Source organism: Methylorubrum sp. SL192 (assembly GCF_026672325.1).
Lineage (GTDB): Bacteria > Pseudomonadota > Alphaproteobacteria > Rhizobiales > Beijerinckiaceae > Methylobacterium > Methylobacterium extorquens.
The window spans coordinates 1,084,593-1,102,888 of the sequence record NZ_JAPPQV010000003.1; the positions used below are offsets into that span (position 1 = coordinate 1,084,593).

At 66.0% G+C, this 18,296-nt stretch carries 18 protein-coding genes and 2 pseudogenes; 11 read left to right on the top strand and 9 right to left on the bottom strand.

Translation table 11 applies throughout. The features are described 5' to 3' along the window. Positions 1-44: 44 nt before the first annotated feature. Together OVA30_RS05840 and OVA30_RS05845 are read left to right on the top strand one after the other, a co-directional pair. The gene (locus OVA30_RS05840; protein WP_268174888.1) at positions 45-767 is read left to right on the top strand and encodes a recombinase family protein; all 723 of its coding nucleotides are present in this window, start codon (positions 45-47) and stop codon (positions 765-767) included. 62 nt (positions 768-829) lie between these two features. Continuing rightward, a protein-coding gene (locus tag OVA30_RS05845; RefSeq protein ID WP_253386706.1) for an IS3-like element ISMex5 family transposase occupies positions 830-2,013 on the top strand; the annotation gives its coding sequence in 2 pieces (ribosomal slippage) (positions 830-1,094 and positions 1,094-2,013; 1,185 coding nt in all). 34 nt (positions 2,014-2,047) lie between these two features. Here the strand turns inward: OVA30_RS05845 and OVA30_RS05850 are convergent. The 3 genes and pseudogenes from OVA30_RS05850 to OVA30_RS05860 all read right to left on the bottom strand — a co-directional run. After that, positions 2,048-2,233 (bottom strand): annotated as a pseudogene (locus tag OVA30_RS05850) (hypothetical protein); the annotation flags it as partial. A gap of 668 nt (positions 2,234-2,901) precedes the next feature. Continuing rightward, a complete protein-coding gene (locus OVA30_RS05855; RefSeq protein WP_238222944.1) occupies positions 2,902-3,135 on the bottom strand; it encodes a DUF7336 domain-containing protein in 234 nt (77 codons plus the stop codon). Between the two features lie 51 nt (positions 3,136-3,186). Next, positions 3,187-3,852, bottom strand: a complete 666-nt coding sequence (locus OVA30_RS05860; RefSeq protein ID WP_268174889.1) for a class I SAM-dependent methyltransferase — start codon at positions 3,850-3,852, stop codon at positions 3,187-3,189. Positions 3,853-4,228: 376 nt separating this feature from the next. Between OVA30_RS05860 and OVA30_RS05865 the strand changes: the two genes are divergently transcribed. Together OVA30_RS05865 and OVA30_RS05870 are read left to right on the top strand one after the other, a co-directional pair. Beyond that, positions 4,229-4,624, top strand: a complete 396-nt coding sequence (locus tag OVA30_RS05865) for a hypothetical protein (RefSeq protein ID WP_268174890.1) — start codon at positions 4,229-4,231, stop codon at positions 4,622-4,624. A 176-nt stretch (positions 4,625-4,800) separates the two neighbouring features. Further along, complete coding sequence (locus tag OVA30_RS05870) at positions 4,801-5,178, top strand: hypothetical protein (protein WP_268174891.1); 378 nt, start codon at positions 4,801-4,803, stop codon at positions 5,176-5,178. Positions 5,179-5,258: 80 nt separating this feature from the next. On the opposite strand, the gene OVA30_RS05875 is transcribed toward OVA30_RS05870, so the two are convergent. Next, the gene (locus tag OVA30_RS05875) at positions 5,259-5,840 is read right to left on the bottom strand and encodes a hypothetical protein (protein WP_268174892.1); all 582 of its coding nucleotides are present in this window, start codon (positions 5,838-5,840) and stop codon (positions 5,259-5,261) included. 254 nt (positions 5,841-6,094) lie between these two features. Then, positions 6,095-6,892 (bottom strand): hypothetical protein, encoded by a 798-nt coding sequence (locus OVA30_RS05880; RefSeq protein WP_268174893.1) that lies wholly within the window; start codon positions 6,890-6,892, stop codon positions 6,095-6,097. A gap of 394 nt (positions 6,893-7,286) precedes the next feature. Here OVA30_RS05880 and OVA30_RS05885 point away from each other — a divergent pair, with 394 nt between their 5' ends. From OVA30_RS05885 to OVA30_RS05905, 5 genes and pseudogenes are all read left to right on the top strand, one after another. Beyond that, positions 7,287-7,553: a hypothetical protein gene (locus tag OVA30_RS05885; protein WP_268174894.1), complete on the top strand. Its 267-nt coding sequence runs from the start codon at positions 7,287-7,289 to the stop codon at positions 7,551-7,553. Positions 7,554-7,724: 171 nt separating this feature from the next. Continuing rightward, positions 7,725-8,279: pseudogene (locus tag OVA30_RS05890) on the top strand (ATP-binding protein); the annotation flags it as partial. A 298-nt stretch (positions 8,280-8,577) separates the two neighbouring features. Next, positions 8,578-9,186 (top strand): glutathione S-transferase family protein, encoded by a 609-nt coding sequence (locus OVA30_RS05895; RefSeq protein ID WP_268174895.1) that lies wholly within the window; start codon positions 8,578-8,580, stop codon positions 9,184-9,186. A gap of 176 nt (positions 9,187-9,362) precedes the next feature. After that, positions 9,363-10,559, top strand: a complete 1,197-nt coding sequence (locus OVA30_RS05900) for an FIST N-terminal domain-containing protein (RefSeq protein WP_268177460.1) — start codon at positions 9,363-9,365, stop codon at positions 10,557-10,559. Between the two features lie 10 nt (positions 10,560-10,569). Next, on the top strand, positions 10,570-11,934 hold the full coding sequence (locus OVA30_RS05905; protein ID WP_268174896.1) for an ATP-binding response regulator: 1,365 nt from the start codon (positions 10,570-10,572) through the stop codon (positions 11,932-11,934). Between the two features lie 22 nt (positions 11,935-11,956). Here OVA30_RS05905 and OVA30_RS05910 read toward each other — a convergent pair whose 3' ends face one another. Then, on the bottom strand, positions 11,957-12,289 hold the full coding sequence (locus tag OVA30_RS05910) for a hypothetical protein (RefSeq protein ID WP_268174897.1): 333 nt from the start codon (positions 12,287-12,289) through the stop codon (positions 11,957-11,959). A 327-nt stretch (positions 12,290-12,616) separates the two neighbouring features. Next, the gene (locus OVA30_RS05915; RefSeq protein WP_268174898.1) at positions 12,617-13,285 is read right to left on the bottom strand and encodes a transglutaminase-like cysteine peptidase; all 669 of its coding nucleotides are present in this window, start codon (positions 13,283-13,285) and stop codon (positions 12,617-12,619) included. Positions 13,286-13,528: 243 nt separating this feature from the next. On the opposite strand from OVA30_RS05915, the gene OVA30_RS05920 reads away from it, so the two are divergent. Continuing rightward, positions 13,529-13,948, top strand: coding sequence for an acyl-CoA thioesterase (locus OVA30_RS05920; protein WP_003605809.1), 420 nt, complete (start codon positions 13,529-13,531; stop codon positions 13,946-13,948). A 35-nt stretch (positions 13,949-13,983) separates the two neighbouring features. Here OVA30_RS05920 and OVA30_RS05925 read toward each other — a convergent pair whose 3' ends face one another. Together OVA30_RS05925 and OVA30_RS05930 are read right to left on the bottom strand one after the other, a co-directional pair. Next, positions 13,984-14,889 carry an alpha/beta hydrolase gene (locus OVA30_RS05925; RefSeq protein WP_012253476.1) on the bottom strand — a complete coding sequence of 302 codons (906 nt, stop codon included), beginning with the start codon at positions 14,887-14,889 and terminating at the stop codon, positions 13,984-13,986. Between the two features lie 63 nt (positions 14,890-14,952). Further along, positions 14,953-15,882, bottom strand: a complete 930-nt coding sequence (locus OVA30_RS05930) for a lytic transglycosylase domain-containing protein (protein WP_268174901.1) — start codon at positions 15,880-15,882, stop codon at positions 14,953-14,955. Between the two features lie 223 nt (positions 15,883-16,105). Between OVA30_RS05930 and OVA30_RS05935 the strand changes: the two genes are divergently transcribed. Next, positions 16,106-18,286, top strand: a complete 2,181-nt coding sequence (locus OVA30_RS05935; RefSeq protein WP_268174902.1) for a molybdopterin-containing oxidoreductase family protein — start codon at positions 16,106-16,108, stop codon at positions 18,284-18,286. Positions 18,287-18,296: the final 10 nt, after the last annotated feature.

Consider the following 18,296-nt stretch of genomic DNA (forward strand, 5'->3'; position numbering starts at 1 on the left):
GCGTGCTACGCCGGTCCTCAGATAGCTTCTGAGGGCGATGACCCATGGGTGAAGTCCCAACCATTGCATACAGTTACGCGCGAATCAGTACGAAAAAGCAGGAGCGCGGAAGCGGCATCCAGCGCCAGATGAAGCAAAGTCGGGAGTACGCGGCGAAGCACGGGCTGGTCCTTGATGAGACCCTTCGCGACATCGGCGTCAGCGCCTTCACGGGCGACAACCTGAGGAAGGGTGCTCTCGGTCGTTTTCGCGCTATGGTAGAGGAAGGGCATATCACGCCCGGCTCGTATCTTCTCGTGGAAAGCCTCGACCGGCTGTCCCGCGACAAGGTGCGTCTCGCGATGCCGATCTTCTTAGAGATCATCAACGCGGGGATCGTCATCATCACCCTCGGTGACGGAGATCGCCGCTACGACATCGAGACGATGGACGAGAATCCTTATCTTTTGATGGGATCGCTCGTCGTCATGACGCGCGGAAACGAGGAGTCGGCGATCAAACGGTTCCGCACGTCGAAATGGTGGGAAGGGCAAATCGCTCTCGCCCGGACGACGCCCGGCCACAAAGTCAAAGGGCAGAACCCACCGGGGTGGCTGAACGCCGATTGGTCGCGCAACGAGCCGGTCATCGCGGTGGTCGAGAAGGCGTTCGATCTCGCGGCGAACGGGATGGGAGCGCACGCCATTGCGAAGCACCTGAACGCGATCGGCGCACCTACGCTGAGCGCGCGGAAGCGCAGCGGGGGAGGGTGGTATCAATCGACCTGATCCGCCCCCACTGAAGTGGTCCGCCCTGAGGTATGGCTTTTGAGCCAGATGAGGACGGACAGATGGGAACGAAGCGGCACAAGCCGGAAGACGTGGTCGCCAAGCTGCGGCAGGTGGATGTTCTGGTCTCGCAGGGCCAGAGCGTGGCGGAGGCGATCCGGGCCATCGGCGTGACGGAAGTGACCTACTACCGCTGGCGCAAGGAGTACGGCGGCCTGAAGAGCGATCAGGTTCGACGGATGAAGGACTTGGAGGTTGAGAACCAGCGGCTGCGCAAGGCGATTGCGGATCTCACCCTCGACAAGCTGATCCTGCAGGAGGCCGCTCGGGGAAACTGACCAGCCCCGCGCGCCGACGCGCCTGCATCGCGCATGTCATGAACGTCCTAGACGTCTCCGAGCGCCGCGCCTGTCGGGCGCTCGGGCAGCATCGCTCGACGCAGCGCAAGGTGCCGCGGGGAAGAGAGGATGAGGCCGCGCTGACAGCCGACCTCGTGGAACTGGCTCGCCAGTACGGGCGCTACGGCTACCGGAAGATCGGTGCATTGCTGAAGGCGGCGGGCTGGTTCGTCAACGACAAGCGGGTCGAGCGGATCTGGCGGCGCGAGGGGCTGAAGGTCCCGTCTCGGCAGCCCAAGCGCGGCCGCATCTGGGACGGGGATGGTTCCTGCCTGCGATTGCGGGCGGAGCGTCGCGATCACGTCTGGTCCTACGACTTTGTCGAAGCCCGCACGCACGAGGGCCGCAAGTTCCGGATGCTGAACGTGGTCGATGAGTTCACGCGGGAGTGCCTGGCGATCCGCGTCGCACGCAAGCTGAAGGCGGCGGACGTGATCGACGTGCTGTCCGACCTGTTCATCCTGCGCGGCGTGCCCGGCCATATCCGCTCGGACAACGGTCCGGAGTTCATCGCCAAGTCCGTGCAGGCCTGGATCACCGATGTCGGCGCCAGAACAGCCTACATCGCACCCGGTTCGCCATGGGAGAACGGTTACGTCGAGAGCTTCAACGCACGACTACGGGACGAGCTTTTGAACGGTGAGATCTTCTACACGCTCAAGGAGGCGCAGATCGTGATCGAGAGTTGGCGTCTACACTACAACAGCGTGCGCCCGCACGCCTCGCTCGGCTACCGACCACCGGCCCCGGAGGTGTTCGTGCCGGCCTTCACCGCTTGGCCGGCTGCGCTCACCCGGTCGGCTCCGCCGGCCAAGCGACCCGTGGAGCAAAGGCCGACCCTGCACTAACTTAGAACTTGGACCACCGCGTGGGGGCCGATCACAGGTCCCGAAGGTGCTCGGGGGCATCGCCGTGGCTCTCAGTCAGCGCGTAGAAGGCCGCACGGACGACTTCCTTCTTGGTCGCCTCCGGGTGCCGCGCACGCACGGCTGCCAGCAACGCTTTCGGCTTCATGCCGCTCGCCGCTACGCTGCGTAGAGTGTTTGCAATCGCTTCAAGCGAAGCCATATCGAACCTATTGATCTCCCAGCGCCCCCTCTGGCGCGTCGAGCGTTGATCGACACCTGCTCGGCATAGCATGACAGAGAGGTGACGGTCTCCCTGTCAGGATCGAGGCAAGGGGACACACAAATCTCAGCCGCCGTCGCGTACGAAGCCCGCAGTTCCTTTTGTGAGACCTGGGAACCACCCTGCGTCTCGGCACGGCACGGCTCCTATCGCACGCGTCGGTGTTCCCGGTCACGGTGCACAAGAGCGGACCGTGCCAGCGAAGCTGGTGATCTCATCGAACGTCGGCGAGATCACCGGCAAGGCCGGCAGATCGAAGGCTCCCGATTGGGCTGCAACGATCCCGTTAAGGGGTGAACTGGGTCACAGGCGGTGATCTTCGCCTATAGAATATGGCATCTCGGCGTGAGTCTTATCGGGAGGGCCGGGAGCCTGACGGGCGGGGTGAACTTCCCGGGCATGCCACGGCGGCTGGAGTGGTGATCGCGATTCCCGAATTCGGGCTCAGACCCGGACCGTGCCTGTGGTGCAGATGATCGCGTTGATTTCCGCCAGATCACCACCTTCATCATACGTCCGGTTGCACCCAATCGGATGGGGGCCGGTAAAGTGGCCGAAATCGCGAAATCCGTGCGCCGTGATGAGGTCCGCAGCGGGTGGAAAGCGGCTCAGCCTTCCTCGTCGTAGCGAACGGAAACAAAGCCCTCGGTCCAATGGTCCTTGTCGAGGGGATAGACCGAAACCTCGAAACCCTCGGGACGATCGCGAAAGCCCGGCTGCCCTTTCACCCTCAGCACGGCTGCGTCCGCACTCTCTTGGGATCGGTAGACACCGATGAGCTTTGCATTCTCTTTGTAGGGATCATCAGCCCGGACGTGCCAGAGCAGGTAGACGGAATCCATCAACCTACGATGACCCAAGAAGCGTTGGGCTGCAAAGGGTGGAAGCGGAGATCAGGCGTAGGCGACCCACCCCCGGAACGCGAAGCCAACGTAGAAGAGGCTGATGCCGGTGAATCCGGCATCGCGGAGAAGCTGCTCATCTTCCTCAGGCGAAAGGATCGGCAACCGCTCCGCGATCCCGAACCGAGCAGCTTCTGCCTGCGAACGCTCGATGCCGGATGAGATCGCGAAGACGGCATACCGTGACATCCAGAGATCGACCTCGCCTCTCGTGATGCTGAAATGTGCGGTCACGAAGGGAGCACCCGCCTTCAAGCGACGCCGCACCTCTTGAAGCGTTCGTAGGCGCTCCTCACGCTCGATGAAGTGCAGGGTCAGAATGCAGGTCGCGCCGTCGAATGGGCCTTCCGGCGCGCTATCGATTAGGCCCTCGTGCAACTCTGCTCGGACCGCGAGTTCACCGAGCGTCATCCGAGCGAGGTCGAGCATCGCGGCGGACGGATCGACGCCGACGAACAACCATTCAGGCTGCGCCTCGGCAAAGACCCTGAGTTCGAGGCCGCCGCCTGCGCCGAGAACGAGCACCTGAGCGTCGTTCGGTGCACGCTCTGCCAGAAGAAGCCCTGCCATGCGTTGCAGGTCGGCGTAGCCGGGTACCATCCGCGGCGGATTTTCGGCGTAGCGGGCAACGGCCTGCGGATCGGAGAATGCGTCCATGTTCAACGGTAACACGGCGCACGGACCTTACGAACGTCTGCAACAGATTGGCAGCCGCCGGTCGTGAAGTTCTCGGGCTCGAAGTGCGATCACCAGCGCCGAGACGCTGATGCTTCCGCCATGATCGCGGAGGTGGGAGCGAGGGTGATGTCGTAAGGCGGTGGGCAAATCTCGGCGAAATCACCTCCCTCAATCCGGCCGCAGATCGCATGCGTCAGGTTCCACCACTGAGATCGTTGGCGAGGCCCCTCGCTCGGTGAACAGCGCGTAGACGGGAAGCCATTGTATCGGAGCGACTAGCAACAGTCAGGCAACCGTTAGGGCGTAAGGTGCGGCGTCAACGGAGATCACCGCGATGCCCCTAACGTCACGCCAGATGTTCGCTACCGTGATGGCGTTGGTGGTGGCCGGGTGCGGGGAAGACAAGCCCGCGGAGTACGTCTCGCAAACGGGTTTCCAGCCGTTCATTCACAAGCGAGAGGGCGACCGGATCACCTACACGATGCTCGACGTGATCTCAGAAGACGGCCCGCTCGTACGGTACGTGACGAAGCAACAGGTTGCCCCCGGTGGCCCGGTCGGTGGGATGGTCAACTACGCTTCACGGCGCGGTGACTGCCACCGGCTGCTCTACCAAACGCTCGGCGAGGGCGACACGGTTGCGAAGATGGAACGCGACCGTCCCGAAAATCAGTGGGTCGAGCTTGTGAACGGTTCGAGCGCTACGGCGGCTTTGGTGACGGCATGTCAGGTGGCGAAGAAGTTGAAGTAGGAGGTGTTTTTCGCGATCGACCCCGCCTAAGGGCGGGCGCGATCGAAAAAATTGAATGGTTTCGAAGAGCGCAACCTCAACCGTACGCCGTGACAGTCGCTTAAGTTGCGACGTGCAACTCTCTTGCGAAGGAGAGGCACGGCGCGATGGAAAAGCTACGGAATACCCTCGTTGGAATGGCAATCGTCGGCGGACTGCTGACGTGGTTGTTTAGCACCCAGAACCGCGAGCCGGCACAGGCAACAGCGCTACCGGAGAACGGAGTCTCGAAGATTTCGATCGGTAGCCTGCGGGGCAACCGGACCGGCTTCGGGACCGTCCTCGAACTGAGCTTCGTCGTCTCGAACCGGAACAACTATCCGGTCAAAGACGTGACCTTCGCCTGCATACTCAGGGCGGAAAGCGGCACGCACGTCTCAAGCGTCAGCGGAACCGTCTATCAACGGGTGCAGGCGAACGGGTCGGTGATGGTCAACGACATGAACATGGGCTTCATCCCGTCGCAGACCGATGGCTTCGCGTGCGCCCCTACGTCGTTCTCGCCCGCCATCTGAGGGTCGCGGAGATCGATCCCGCCCAAGGGTTTGAGCGGGATCGTGCCGTCGCTGTCGGAGACTCGATCCTTTGACGAGCCTTAAACGAGGTTGCGCTTCAACTCTTCCATGATGAACTGCGCGATCCGCTCCGATACGAGGGTCGCCCAGACATTCACCGCCGCCTCGCTCACCGAGCAATTTTTTCGCGCGAACATGTCTTTGTGTCGGATAGACATCTCGACGGAATGTCGCGAGATTGCTGCCAATGTATCCGGCTGGTGCTCGACTACGCTCGTGATGATACGGGTGAGTTGTATGCGAAGCCGATCGTACACGCACAGAAACAGCTTTGCCGATCTTACTGCCTCCAACTCCCCCAGAGTGTCGAACAGATCGCCGAACACGGCGCGACAAGCCAGCACAGCAATTTTGAAGCTGTCTTGCTCATTCTTCGAAATCGACTGCAAATCCTCGTACAATCTGCGAGAGGTTTGGAAGATTTCTGCGCCAGCCTGTTTCGGCTTTCGCCAAATCAGTTTCTCGCCGCGGAGTTCTCGCGCGAGATTTCGTTCGAACATATCGTCAATCGCCACGAACTCAGCGTTCATCTTTGATCGAACGGCGCGCGGAGGTTTTGCCCACCCGTGATCGGTCAGCATGTTGAAGAACTGGTGATCCATGGCCGTTCCTTTCGTGCGATCTATACGACACTCCCCGTTGCGACCCGGACTGGCCGTCGTGAGACTGAGTTTGTAGAGGTAGGTGGTGCTCTGCTCTCTTGACGGTAAATCTGCCATCACCCCCATAAATCGTCAACGAAGACTTCGACAATTTCTCGATTTGAGCTTCTGGTATCGTTAAATTAACCAGCCAACATCGATCCCGTAAGCCGGATTTACTGGTTGAGAGTGTCGATCCTCTTCAGTTGCGGAGATCACCGCCCGCAGCGCCGCCGTAGGCCCGCACCGAGCGCCGTCGCACTCAGCCTCTCCCCGGCCAACGCACCGCCCCGCGCCTTCCACCCCTCCGCCTTCTCCGCGAACGTCTGTTCCCCGGCCCAAGCCTGCTCGCTGCGCCGACGATCGGGCATCGCCTGGGGAACGACGGTCGTACGGTAACCGTCCAGCGCAGCTTCGAGGTCGTCGTCAATCGGATCGTCGTCCAGACCGGTCACCGCCATGGTCTCTTCGGTCAATCCGCCCAGAAATGGAGATTCACCGAAATCATTCCTCCCCCTATTATCATCTTCTAATCCTCTAACGTTGAGGGTTTCATCTTGGGCGGATTGGCTTTCGAAAGGTGAGGCGTTAAGGTCGGCGTCTGGCGATTTGCCGAATAGGCTGCGGATCGCGGCACCCAACCGAAACTGCCGCGGGCACCACCAAACGGCCTTGCCCCCGGCGGTCGGGCTGACGGTGCCGACATGACAGCGCCGCATCAACGGCCCTTCCGGGGTGATGAAGCCGATGCGTTCGAGCACGCCGATGAAACTGCGGATCGACCATTCGGGGAAGCCGAGCGAGACCAGCCCCGACATCGGCATCCGCGAAAGCGGAAAGATGTGCTCGTGATCGTCGCGGCCATGCACGCGGGCGACGTAAAGGCCGAACTCGACCAGCCGGTTGGTGTACTCCTCACCGCGCTGGCGTCCGCGCAGCATTCCGGGTTCGGCGAGCTTGGCGCGCAGCCAAGCGCCGACGCGCTCAAGGCATACAAGGTCGTTCACGGTCATCCCCATCGGGACGCCGCGTCGGGACACGACTAGAGACCTGTCAGAAGTGTTGACAGGCGAGTTGGGATACTGTGGGATGGGGTTTGCGAAGACACCCATCTATCTGCATCCCTCATTCTTAGAGGGCGGAACCGCCTGTCCCTTGCCGGGGATTGGCGGTTTCTGCGTTCTTCGTCGTCAATCCGTCGCGACGGTCTCCACATGATTCGCGCCCACCGCGGGCACGATTCTGTGTGGGAGGATGGGGACGAATCCCCGATGTGGCAAGTCACACCGCTCAGGATTGCTTAATTCCGCGGCGCGTCATCAATCGATGGCCGGCGGACTTAGTTTGACAGTGACGAAAACTAGCGCACTTTGAAAGTCAGTGGCCGGCGGATGATCTTACCTATGCTTGCGGGTGCGGTCGTGGCATGATCGCGGCCATGACGGACAAAGCTTCAGCCTCACCTCGCCGGTCAGCACTGGCGAGCGCCCAATCCCTGACGAGAATATCGTTCCCCTGGGGATGTACGCCTTGTCGGCGCTTGTGCGTCAGGCGGGCGGCGAGATCGTCATCTCCCACTTCGAGTTGATCGGTGACTTCGAAGTTGGCCTGTTCGAAGTTGATGGGGGCGTGAAGATCACCGCTTCCCTCAGAGCGAACGGCATGCGGAATTGATGGCCGCGCTCAAAAACTGTTTCGGAGCGTGAGTGGGAGGAGTGGCAGGCGAAGAGTGGGCTGCCGCTGAGCCTGACGCTTCAGTGCCCCACGCTGGTGGGGCGGATGTCAGCCCGCCACATTGAGCCGGCTCACGCGTCCCACCGGGATGTGTATCTGACCAAAGTGAGGAACCACCGGACGACTTACCCGGCGCGGTTCCAGCTCGTGGCGGCGATGAACCCGTGCCGCTGCGGCATGGCGCTGGAGCCCGGCTATGCCTGCCGCCGGGGGCCGAACGAACGCTGCGTCGCCCAGTACGGCGCCCGCATCTCCGGGCCGCTGCTCGACCGGATCGACCTGCGGATCGAGGTCGCAGCGGTGACCGCGGCCGACCTGATCCTGCCGCCGCCCGCGGAAGGCTCGGCCGAGGCCGCCGCGCGGGTCGCTGCGGCCCGCGCCCTCCAGAGCGCGCGCTACGCCGCCCTCGGTCTGCCCGCCGCCACGACCAACGCCACCTGCCCGGCGACCGTCATCGAATCCGCCGCCGCGCCCGATGCCGAGGGGGCGGCGCTGATCCGCCACGCGGCCGAGACCATGCGGCTGTCCGCCCGCGGCTTCCACCGCACGCTGCGGGTCGCCCGAACGCTGGCCGACCTCGATGGCGAGGCGCAGGTGCGGCGGCTGCATCTGGCCGAGGCTTTGTCCTACCGGGCACGGGGCGAGCAGCCGGCGGCCGCGGCTTAGGGGCGAGATCCGGAGGGCGTTGCTCGAACCCGTTCGAGTGTCGCTCACAAGACGACCGCGGCGCGTCCTCGCCAGAGCGAGAACGGTCGCTGACCGGGGCTTCAGACGCGCGAGAGCCGTATCCGACCGGATTGCATCGGGCCCGCGCTTCTAGGTCCTTGTTTTGACACCCATTCTTTCGGCGAACCGGTGACCGTTTCGTCGGAATGCGCTCTAAGGCCGCCCACTGAGGCGGACGAGAGCAGGACTCCGTCGTCTCAGGGCACCGCAATCGTCTTGGCCTGGGAGAGGCTCGGTTATGATCACCGTGTTTCACGCACCGCGGACCCGCTCGCTTCGGGTGTTGTGGATGCTTGAGGAGACGGGGCTGCCTTACGAGGTCCGCCTCGTCGATTTCCCGAGACATCGTTCCGATGCCGAGTTCATGCGTCTCAACCCGGCCGGCTCCATTCCCGTCCTGCGGGATGGCGATGTCGTGATCAGCGAATCCACCGCCATCATCGAGTATCTGGTCGCGCGCTACGGGCCCACACCCCTCGCGCCGCAGCCATCGGAGGCCTCCTATCCTTCCTATCTCCAGTATTTCCATTTTGGAGAGGCCAGTCTCGCGGGGCCGATGACGGTCGTTGCACATTGCTGGTTCATCGGCCCTGAAGATCAGCGAGAAAATGCGGGCGTCGAGGCTGCTCGGGCCATCTTCCGTGCGCGGCTGCCCGCCATCCAGAGCCGCCTTGAGGAGCATGACTATCTTGCGGGATCCGCATTCACGGCAGCGGATGTGTCCGTCGTCTATGCCCTCGGACTTGGCCAGGCGCTTCGCGCCGTCGAGACATACGCGCCTGTCATCCAAGACTACCTTGCGCGGTGCCGAGCCCGTCCCGGATTTCAGCGCGCCTTGCTGAAGTGATGGGGGATTGTGCGGGATCCTGTCCGTGATGTCCCGGAAGGGGCGGAGTCTGCCGCCGGCATTCACACAGCTCCGCCCCGCCCATTGCCACGCCCCTGCACCACGGACATAGTCGTGCACAATATGTCAGGGGCGGCCGGCCTGCCGGAACAGACCCTGTGCGAGGGAGCGAGGCGGTGGCGCACGGCACGCAGATGCGCGGGCATCTGTGCGGAATCCAGACGGCCTGGACGGATGCGGGCGACGCTTTGGGCGCAGTCGCAGCCGTGGCGGGGGCCATCGACCGGTCGGTCGTCGGCCACCTGATCGTCTTCTTCTCGCCGGCCTACGACGCGGAAACCCTCACGGCCGCGCTCGCGGCGCAGTTTCCCGGCGTCGGGCTCACCGGCTGCTCCACTTCCGGCGGGATCAGCCCGGCGGGCTCGATCGACCGCGGCCTCGTCGCCATCGCCTTCCCCCGCCAGGGCTTTCGCATTGTCTCGGGCCTGCTCACCGACATCGCCCGGCTCGACGTGGAGGGGGCGGCCTCGACCGTGCGCGGCCTGCGCCGGACCCTCGACGGCGGGCGGCCGGACGGCGGCAGCGGCCACCGCTTCGCCCTGTCGCTGATCGACTCGCTCTCCAATGCGGAGGAGACGGTGGTCTCGGCGGTGGCTTGGGCGCTCGACGGCATCCCGCTCATCGGCGGCTCGGCCGGCGACGACCTCGCCTTCCGCAGCACGGTGCTGATCCACGAGGGCCAAGTCTGCCGCGAGGCGGCGGTGATCCTTCTGGTCGAGACCGATTTCCCGATCCGGATCTTCAAGAGCGACAATTTCGAGCCGACCAACCGCAAATTCGTGGTCACCGCCGCCCGCGAGGACGAGCGGCGCGTCACCGAACTCAACGCCGAGCCCGCGGCGCGCGAATACGCCATGGCGGTGGGGCTCGACCCGGAAAACCTCTCGACGATGAGCTTTGCCGCCTATCCACTCGCGGTGAAGATCGGCGGGGAATATTACTGCCGCTCGATCAGCCGGGTGGAGCCGGACGGCTCGATGACCTTCTTCTGCGCCATCGGCGAGGGCGTGGTGCTGACGCTGGCGCAGCCCCGCGACATCGTCGAGGCGACGCGGGCCGAACTCGAAAGCCTCGACGCCTCGCTCGGCGGGCTCGACCTCGTGATCGGCTTCGATTGCGTGTTTCGCCGGCTCGATGCCGAGAGCCGGCAGGTGCGCCACCGCATCGCCGACCTGTACCGTCGCTATGGCGTGGTCGGCTTCGAGACCTATGGCGAGCAGTACCGCTCGATGCACCTCAACCAGACTTTTACCGGCATCGCCATCGGCCGGGCCGAGGCGCCGGAGCGCCGCGACGCGAAGATCCCGACATGACGACGGCCCGATGAACCGCCCAGGCCTCTGGATGGAACCGCCCTCCGAACCGCAGACCATCGAGGCCCTGACGCATCGCGTGGCCAAGCTCGAGCGCATCAACGCGGCGCTGATGGCCCATGTCGAGCGCACCATGGATCAGCAGGGCGGCGCTTACTCGCTGTTCCAGACCGCGATCATGCTGGAGGGCCGCGTCCGCGCCCGCACCGAAGAGCTGACTGCGCTGATGAACAGCCTAGAGCGCTCGAACGCGGCGATGCAGGCCGCCAAGGAAGAGGCCGAGACCGCCAACCGCTCGAAGACGCGCTTCCTGGCCGCGGCCAGCCACGATCTGCTCCAGCCGCTCAACGCCGCCCGGCTCTCGCTGTCCGCGCTGACCGACCTCGCGCCGGGGCCGGAAGCGCAGGGGATCGCCCGGCAGGTCGAGCGCGGCCTGGAGACGATCGAAGACCTGATCAAGGCGCTCATCGACATCTCGAAGCTCGATGCCGGCATCGTGCGCCCCGTGATCAAGCCGGTGCGGCTCGCCGACCTCGTGGCCGGGATCGAGGCCAGCTTCCGGCCCTTCGCCGAGCGCAAGGAGCTGCGCCTCGTCACCCGCTGCGCCGACCTCGTGGTGGAGACCGACGGGATCCTGCTCCAGCGCATCCTCCAGAACCTCGTCTCGAACGCGATCCGCTACACCGAGAGCGGCGGCGTGCTGATCGCGGCGCGGCGGCGGGACAAGCTCTGCCGGATCGACGTGGTCGATACCGGCTGCGGCATTCCCGAGGCGGAGCGTGGGCTGGTCTTCGAGGAGTTCTTTCGTGGCGCGCGCGAGTGCGACGATGGCGGGATCGGCCTCGGGCTCGGCCTGTCGATCGTGCAGCGCATGGCCTCGACCCTGGGGCATGCCATCGAACTGCATTCCCGCAGCGGCCACGGCACGCGGCTGAGCCTCACCCTGCCGCTCGCCACCCAGCGTCCGGACCCTCGGGTGACACTCGCTCCGTTGGCGACGGCGCTGACGGGCGCGCGGGTTCTGGCGATCGAGAACGACGCCTCCACGGCAGAGGCGCTGCAGCGGCTCCTGCGCAACTGGGATGCCGAGGTGCAGGTGTTTCGCGATCTCGCGGGCGTCGTGGCTGCCCTCGGTGCCGGTCTGGCACGGCCGGACGTGATGGTGATCGACTATCACCTCGACAACGGCGCCTGCGGCCTCGACGTGGTGGATTACCTGCGGCGCAACCGGGGCTGGGTGACACCTGTGATCCTCACCACGGCCGACCACGGCGCGGACATCGCCGCCCGCGCCCAAGCCACCGGGGCCGAACTCGTCCACAAGCCGATCAAGCCGGCGCAACTGCGCTCGCTGCTCGCCTACATGCTGGCGTGAGCGGTCGAGATGCCGGAGGGGGTCAGAGGGCACTGAAACGCCGCTCGCCCATCAGCCGGTCGCGGGCGCGGGCGACGAGGGCGGGGCGGATGCGGGTGACGTCGTCGCCGTCGAGGAGCGGCGATCCGGCGAGCACGCCGAGATAGGCCTCCTCGCGGTCCCGGCAGGTGGAGACCGCTTTGGTGGCGGCGAAGCTGCGGCTGGTAGTGCGGATCTGTTCTGCGAACGCCTCGTCGAGACAGACTTGCCACGCCGCGTGGCGCGCACCCTCCGGGCTCTCCGCCCGCGCGGGGAGGGTGGCGAGGACGGCAAGGGTCGCAAGGGTCGTAAGACTGGCGAGGAGGACGCGACGCATGGGACGAGCGGACCCTGGGACGGCGAACCTGAGGCGGTGACAGGGTTTTCCGGGGCGGCACGCGCTCGCGGAAACCTCTCATCAACCTTGGCCGCCGAACCGTTAAAGCCTGCTAACGCGCCAGATCCGGGCTGGTCCCGATTTGGGACTGGGAAAATTTCTGAGAAAGTTCCCTCATCCCCAATCCGATCGATCCCTTCGGGATGGCGGATTTGCGGGATGGCGGATTTGCGGAATGGTGGATTTGCGGGATGGCGGATTTGGACATCGCTCAGGCGCCGGGCGGGCTCGCTGAGAGGGTTCCGCTTTCGATGAAGCGGAGCCGGATCAGCGGTTGGCCGCCGTGAGCGGCGAGGCGTCACGACCGAGCGCCATCCAGCCCACCGCCTCCTGGCTCTCGCGCTTGACGAAGGTGTAGCCGGTCTGGCGCCAGGGCAGGACCGCGTTGGTCTTGTTGTCGAGCACGAGGTCGCCGCGGTTGGTGATGAGGGTGAGGACCGCGTGGCCCTCGCCCTTCTCGTCGATGACCACGGTCATCCGCATCGCCCGGCGCGGCAGGCCGGCCTCGACCAGCAGGCGGCGCTTCAGGAGCTGGAAGTCCTCGCAATCGCCCCGGCCGTCCTCGGCGAGATCCCAGCGGTCGGCGGCCTGCCAATGGTCCCCATCGGTCACCGCTTCCACCGACCGGTTGATCCGGCGGTTGACCGCGTTGATCGTCTGCCACAGCGCCGGGGTCAGGGTGATGCTGGCGGGCTCGGTGCGATCGACCGCGCATTCGCCGGGATAGCGCTCGCAGAACTCGGCCCAGGCGGCGATCGGCCGAGCGGGTCCGGTGGTGACCGCCGACAGGCTCATGGCGGGCAGCGCGGCGGTCGGCTGGGCCTCGGCGCGCGGGGCCGCGGCGATGAGAAGAGCCCCGGCCAGGGCGAGGCCCGCCAGGAGGCGGGTCGTGAGGGCGGGCCGGACGACACAGAGCTTGGAGAACGCGATACGCATGGCCCTGACCGAGCAGTTAAGCTTCCGTTAATGAAGCTCTCACGGCCGTCTGGTTCCCGCAATCGCCGAGTTAAAAATCGGTTAACGCGATCCGTCGCATTTGATCGATCGGGGCTGGGGCGCCCACGAGGGGCGCAGGAGCGAGCGCGAAACAAGTCCCGAGCACCGTCACCGGGCGCGGTGGCGGCGGCGCCACGCCACCTGTTAGGCTTGAACTTATCCTAGGATTTGCAAAGCCTTCCGATGACCAGCGAACTGCCTTCCGCCGAGCCCGTGCAGCCCACCGACCGTGGGCAGGCGGTGATCCGCACCGTGGCGATGCCCACCGATACGAACCCGGCCGGCGACATCTTCGGCGGCTGGCTGATGGCGCAGATGGACATGGCCGCCGGCAACGTCGCCGCCCGCCGGGCACGGGGGCGCTGCGCCACGATCTCGGCGGAGGCGATGACCTTCCACCGCCCGGTCTTCGTCGGCGACGAGGTGAGCTTCTATGCCTGGATCGTGAAGACGGGCCGCACCTCGATGCGCATCCAGGTCGAGGTCTGGCGCCGGGAGCGGGAGGGCGAGGCCACCATGAAGGTCACGGAAGGCCTCTTCACCTTCGTCGCCATCGGGCCGGACCGCCGACCGCGGCCGATCCCGGAGGAGCGGGAGGTCTAAGGGCGACGTCGGCTTGGCGAGCGCGGAACGGGCGTTCAGTGCATCGTCAGCGTGGTGAGCCGGCGCGCGCCCGCATGCTGGTGCAGGAAGGCGCTCATCTCGGCGAGCACCGGGGCCTTGCGGCGGAAGCTGACGGAGAGCGACAGCAGCGTGTCGGCATGGTCGAGGCCCTCGTAGACCCGTTCCTGCACGGGCACGCGGGCCTCGCGCAGGCGTGCGGCGAGGCTCGCCGTGTTGCGGGGCCGCACCACGGTATCCTTGTCGCCGGTGGCGAGGAAGGTCGGCGGCGAGTGGGCGCCGGCGTAGGAGACCGGCTGCGTCGCCTCCGGATCGGGCGCCTGCCCGAACACGTCGATCGAGGTCTTCTGGTCGAAGGGCAGGAAGTCGTAGGGACCCGACAGGCCGGCCACTGCCCGGATGATCCGCGGATCGACGCCGGCCTGGCGCAGATATTCGGGGTCGAGCCCGAGCATCGCCGCGTTGTAGGCGCCCGCCGAATGGCCCGCGAGCACGATCCGACTGGGATCACCGCCCTGCGCGGCGATGTTGTCGCGGACCCAGGCGATGGCCGCCGCACCGTCCTTCAGGAAGTCGGGAAAGCGCACTTTCGGGTAGAGCCGGTAATCCGGCAGCACGGTCACGAAGCCCTGTGCGGCCAGGGCCTGCGCGGCGAAGGCGTAGTCGTCCTTGCTGCCGCTGTTCCACGAGCCGCCGTAGAAGAACACCAGCACCGGCGCCCGCTCCACGGGCACGGTCGGCACGAACACGTCGAGGCGCTGGCGCGGATCCGCGCCGTAGGCCGCGTCGCGGATCGCGAGGCGCCCGCCCTTGTCGCGCGGCCCGAGCGCATCGAACAGCGCCAGCGGCGAGCAGCCGCTCAGGCCTAGGGCGGTGAGCCCGAGGCAGACCAACGAAACGAGGGAGACGAATGCCTTGATCATGTGACCCGTGATTGACGCGGCGGTCGCGGCGGATTCATGGCCGCGGGGTGGCGACGTTGGGAGTTATGTCCTCAGGACGATGCAGGCGCCGCCGACACCGCGGATCTTCTGGCAGAGGCCGTCAGCCGCGTTCCGGCTCTCGGCCGGGATGCGCACCCGGTAGAAGGTGCGGGTGCCGCGAAAGCGCAGGCGGGTGCCGACGATCATCGGCCGCACCTCGCCGATCACGCTGGTGTAGCGGACCCGCGCCCGCTGGAAGCTCGCGAGTGCCAGCGACTTCGAGAAGTTGCCGGCGAGCTGCACGCCCCAGGGCGCGGCCGGGCCTCCCTCGACGGACAGGGCGAAGCGGTCCCCGCGCGACGGGATGCGCAGGGCGGCGGTGACCTGAAGGCAGCTCTGCGTCTCGGCCTCCGGCGGGGGCGGCTTGTCCTCGGGTTGTCCCTCGGCCTTCTTGCCCTCGGGCTTCTTCCCCGACGGATCGGCTCCCTCCGGCATCTCGACATTGGCGTTCGGCCGCCAATCCTCCGCCGGGCGGCCGGTGATGCCGATGACGTAGGCCCGCGTCTCGGCGGGCAGGCCGCCGCTCCCGGCGAGCCAGGCCGAGACCCGCCCCGGCCCGCCGTTATAGGCCGCCGCGGCGAGGCCAAGATTGCCGAACTGCCGCTTGAGGTCGGCCAGGAAATGCGCCGCGTGCGGGATCGCCTGTTCGGGGTCGAACGGATCCGTCAGCCCGCGATCCTTGGCCGTGCCCGGCATGAACTGCGCCACGCCCTGTGCGCCGGCCGGGCTCACCACGCCGACGCGAAACGCGCTCTCGCGCCAGATCAGACGCGTCAGGAACGGTACCGGCAGCTTCCGTGCCTTGGCCGAGTCCTCGATCAGACGGCAGAGCGCCTGCTCCACCGTCTCGCTCTCGGGCGAGGGGGCCGCACGCGAGGGACCGGCGAGCACGGCGAGGGCGGCCGGCAGAAGAACGAGGGCGAGACGAGACACGGCGGCTGATTTAGGGCGCCGGTCCGGGAAGGGGATGGCTGCCCGCTTCCGCGGCAGGTTCTGCCTCGCTGAGGAGCATCATTGTGCCGGGTTCGACGCTTCGCGAGGGGGTTGTACCTTAGTAGCGTTCTAAGAATCGCACTATTTTTCTGGAGTTCCCCACGCTAGGCTCGATGCTTGCAAGAGCCGGACGCCAAGATCCGGCCTCACGAGGAGGAACACGATGCTCGAAGAGCGCATCTCGGAGATCGATGCCGAGGCGGCTGCAAAGTCCGTTTTCGAAGCCGTCACCCGGCTGGGCGCCTGCCCGCACGACTGCCCCGACACCTGTTCGATGATCTACACCGTCGAGAACGGGCGGCTGATCGACGTGCGCGGCAATCCGGATCATCCGATGACCCGCGGCGCGCTCTGCGGCAAGCTCAAGGACTTCGACCGCCACCATTACAACCCCGACCGCATCCTCTACCCGATGCGCCGGACCGGCCCGAAGGGCAGCGGCCAGTTCGAGCGGATCACCTGGGATGAGGCGCTCGCCGAGATCCACCGCCGCTTCACCGGCATCATCGAGACGCACGGGGCGGAGGCGATCCTTCCCTACAACTATCTCGGTAACGAGGGCGTGGTGCAGGGGCTCACCGTCGGCGACGCCTTCTTCAACCGGCTCGGCGCGACGGTTGCCGAGAAGACGTTCTGCGGCTCGGGCTCCTGCACCGCGTGGCTGCTGACCGTCGGCCCGACCAACGGCACCGACCCGATGAGCTTCGCGCAGTCGAAGCTCATTGTGATCTGGGGCTGCAACTCGGTCTCGACCAACATCCACCACTGGCACGTGGTGAAGGAGGCGCAGCGCCACGGCGCCCGCGTCATCGTGATCGACCCCTACCGCTCGCGCACCGCCGCCCAGGCCGACTGGCACCTGATGCCGAAGCCCGGCACCGACGGCGCGCTCGCCATGGCGATGATCCACGTCATCATCGAAGAGGGCCTGACCGACGACGACTACATCGCCCGCCACACGGTCGGCTTCGAGGCACTGAAGGAACGGGCGCAGGCCTTCACGCCGGAATACGCCGCCGAGATCTGCGGCATCCCGGCCGACGACATCCGGCAGCTTGCGCGCGAATACGCCACCACCCGCAACGCGGCGCTGCGGCCCGGCGTGGCGGTGGAGCGGAGTGCCGGCGGTGCCCAGGCGCTGCGGGCGATCTTCTCGCTGCCCGCTCTGACAGGGTCTTGGAAGGATCCGGGCGGCGGCGTCTACCAGATGCCGCTGTGGGAGTTCCCGGTGCATTGGGACCGGGTCTGCCGGCCGGACCTGATCCCGGAGGGCACGCGCGTGCTCAACGTGCTCAAGCTCGGCGAGGTGCTCACCGGTGAGGCGGGGATCGAGCCCGGCATCCACGCCCTGATGGTCTACAACGCCAACCCGGTCTCGAACTCGACCGAGACCGCCAAGATCAAGCGCGGGCTCGCCCGCGAGGACCTTTTCACGGTCGTCAGCGAGCATTTCGTCACCGACACCGCCCGCTACGCCGACATCCTGCTCCCCGCCACCATGGCGGCCGAGCACGACGACATGATGTTCTCCTGGGGGCACTTCTTCTTCACCCTGAACCAGAAGGCGATCGAGCCGCCGGGCGAGACGGTCTCGAACGCCGAGCTGTTCCGGCGGCTGGCCAAGACCTTCGGCTTCACCGAGCCCCAGTTCTCCATGAGCGAGACCGAGCTCATGGAATGGTACCTCGATTGGGAGAGCCCGAAGCTCGGCGGCATCGGCATGGACCATTTCCGCCAGCACGGCTGGTACCGCCTGAACATCGGCGATCCGGACACGCGCACGCCGCATGCCGAGGGCAACTTCCCGACGCCGTCCGGCAAGTGCGAGTTCTACTCGGAGGCCGCGGTCACGAGCGGCAACTTCGTCGCGCCGCCCTTCCGGCAGATGTACGAGCAGTTCCAGGGCGGCGAGGCCCTCGATCCACTGCCGGGCTACGTGCCGGCCAACGAGCGGCCGGAGACGAATCCGGCCCAGGCCGAGCGCTACCCGCTCAACATCGTCTCGCCCAAGAGCCACGGCTTCCTCAACTCGCAATACGCCAACGAGGCGCACAAGGTCCGCGCGCAGGGGGAGCAGACGATCCTGATCAACCCGGCCGACGCGCAGAGCCGCGAGATCGGCGAGGGCGCGCTGGTGCGGGTGTTCAACGATCGCGGCGCCTTCCACGGGCAGGCGCGGGTGACCGAGGAGGTGCCGCCGGGGCTGGTGATCGCCTCGCTCGGCTACTGGCACTCGCTCAACCGCGACGGGGCGGTGAACGTCATCAGCGCCTCGACCTATGGCGGCATGGGCCACTCGCCGACCTTCAGCGACAACCTCGTGCAGGTCGGGCTGGCGCAGTAGCGCGACGCGA

Excerpts from the sequence above, each read along its gene's own strand:
- OVA30_RS05840 (WP_268174888.1), top strand. The coding sequence starts at position 45 with ATGGGTGAAGTCCCAACCATTGCATACAGTTACGCGCGAATCAGTACG.
- OVA30_RS05855 (WP_238222944.1), bottom strand. The coding sequence starts at position 3,135 with ATGGATTCCGTCTACCTGCTCTGGCACGTCCGGGCTGATGATCCCTAC.
- OVA30_RS05860 (WP_268174889.1), bottom strand. The coding sequence starts at position 3,852 with ATGGACGCATTCTCCGATCCGCAGGCCGTTGCCCGCTACGCCGAAAAT.
- OVA30_RS05865 (WP_268174890.1), top strand. The coding sequence starts at position 4,229 with ATGTTCGCTACCGTGATGGCGTTGGTGGTGGCCGGGTGCGGGGAAGAC.
- OVA30_RS05870 (WP_268174891.1), top strand. The coding sequence starts at position 4,801 with ATGGCAATCGTCGGCGGACTGCTGACGTGGTTGTTTAGCACCCAGAAC.
- OVA30_RS05875 (WP_268174892.1), bottom strand. The coding sequence starts at position 5,840 with ATGGATCACCAGTTCTTCAACATGCTGACCGATCACGGGTGGGCAAAA.
- OVA30_RS05880 (WP_268174893.1), bottom strand. The coding sequence starts at position 6,892 with ATGACCGTGAACGACCTTGTATGCCTTGAGCGCGTCGGCGCTTGGCTG.
- OVA30_RS05895 (WP_268174895.1), top strand. The coding sequence starts at position 8,578 with ATGATCACCGTGTTTCACGCACCGCGGACCCGCTCGCTTCGGGTGTTG.
- OVA30_RS05905 (WP_268174896.1), top strand. The coding sequence starts at position 10,570 with ATGAACCGCCCAGGCCTCTGGATGGAACCGCCCTCCGAACCGCAGACC.
- OVA30_RS05910 (WP_268174897.1), bottom strand. The coding sequence starts at position 12,289 with ATGCGTCGCGTCCTCCTCGCCAGTCTTACGACCCTTGCGACCCTTGCC.
- OVA30_RS05915 (WP_268174898.1), bottom strand. The coding sequence starts at position 13,285 with ATGCGTATCGCGTTCTCCAAGCTCTGTGTCGTCCGGCCCGCCCTCACG.
- OVA30_RS05920 (WP_003605809.1), top strand. The coding sequence starts at position 13,529 with ATGACCAGCGAACTGCCTTCCGCCGAGCCCGTGCAGCCCACCGACCGT.
- OVA30_RS05925 (WP_012253476.1), bottom strand. The coding sequence starts at position 14,889 with ATGATCAAGGCATTCGTCTCCCTCGTTTCGTTGGTCTGCCTCGGGCTC.
- OVA30_RS05935 (WP_268174902.1), top strand. The coding sequence starts at position 16,106 with ATGCTCGAAGAGCGCATCTCGGAGATCGATGCCGAGGCGGCTGCAAAG.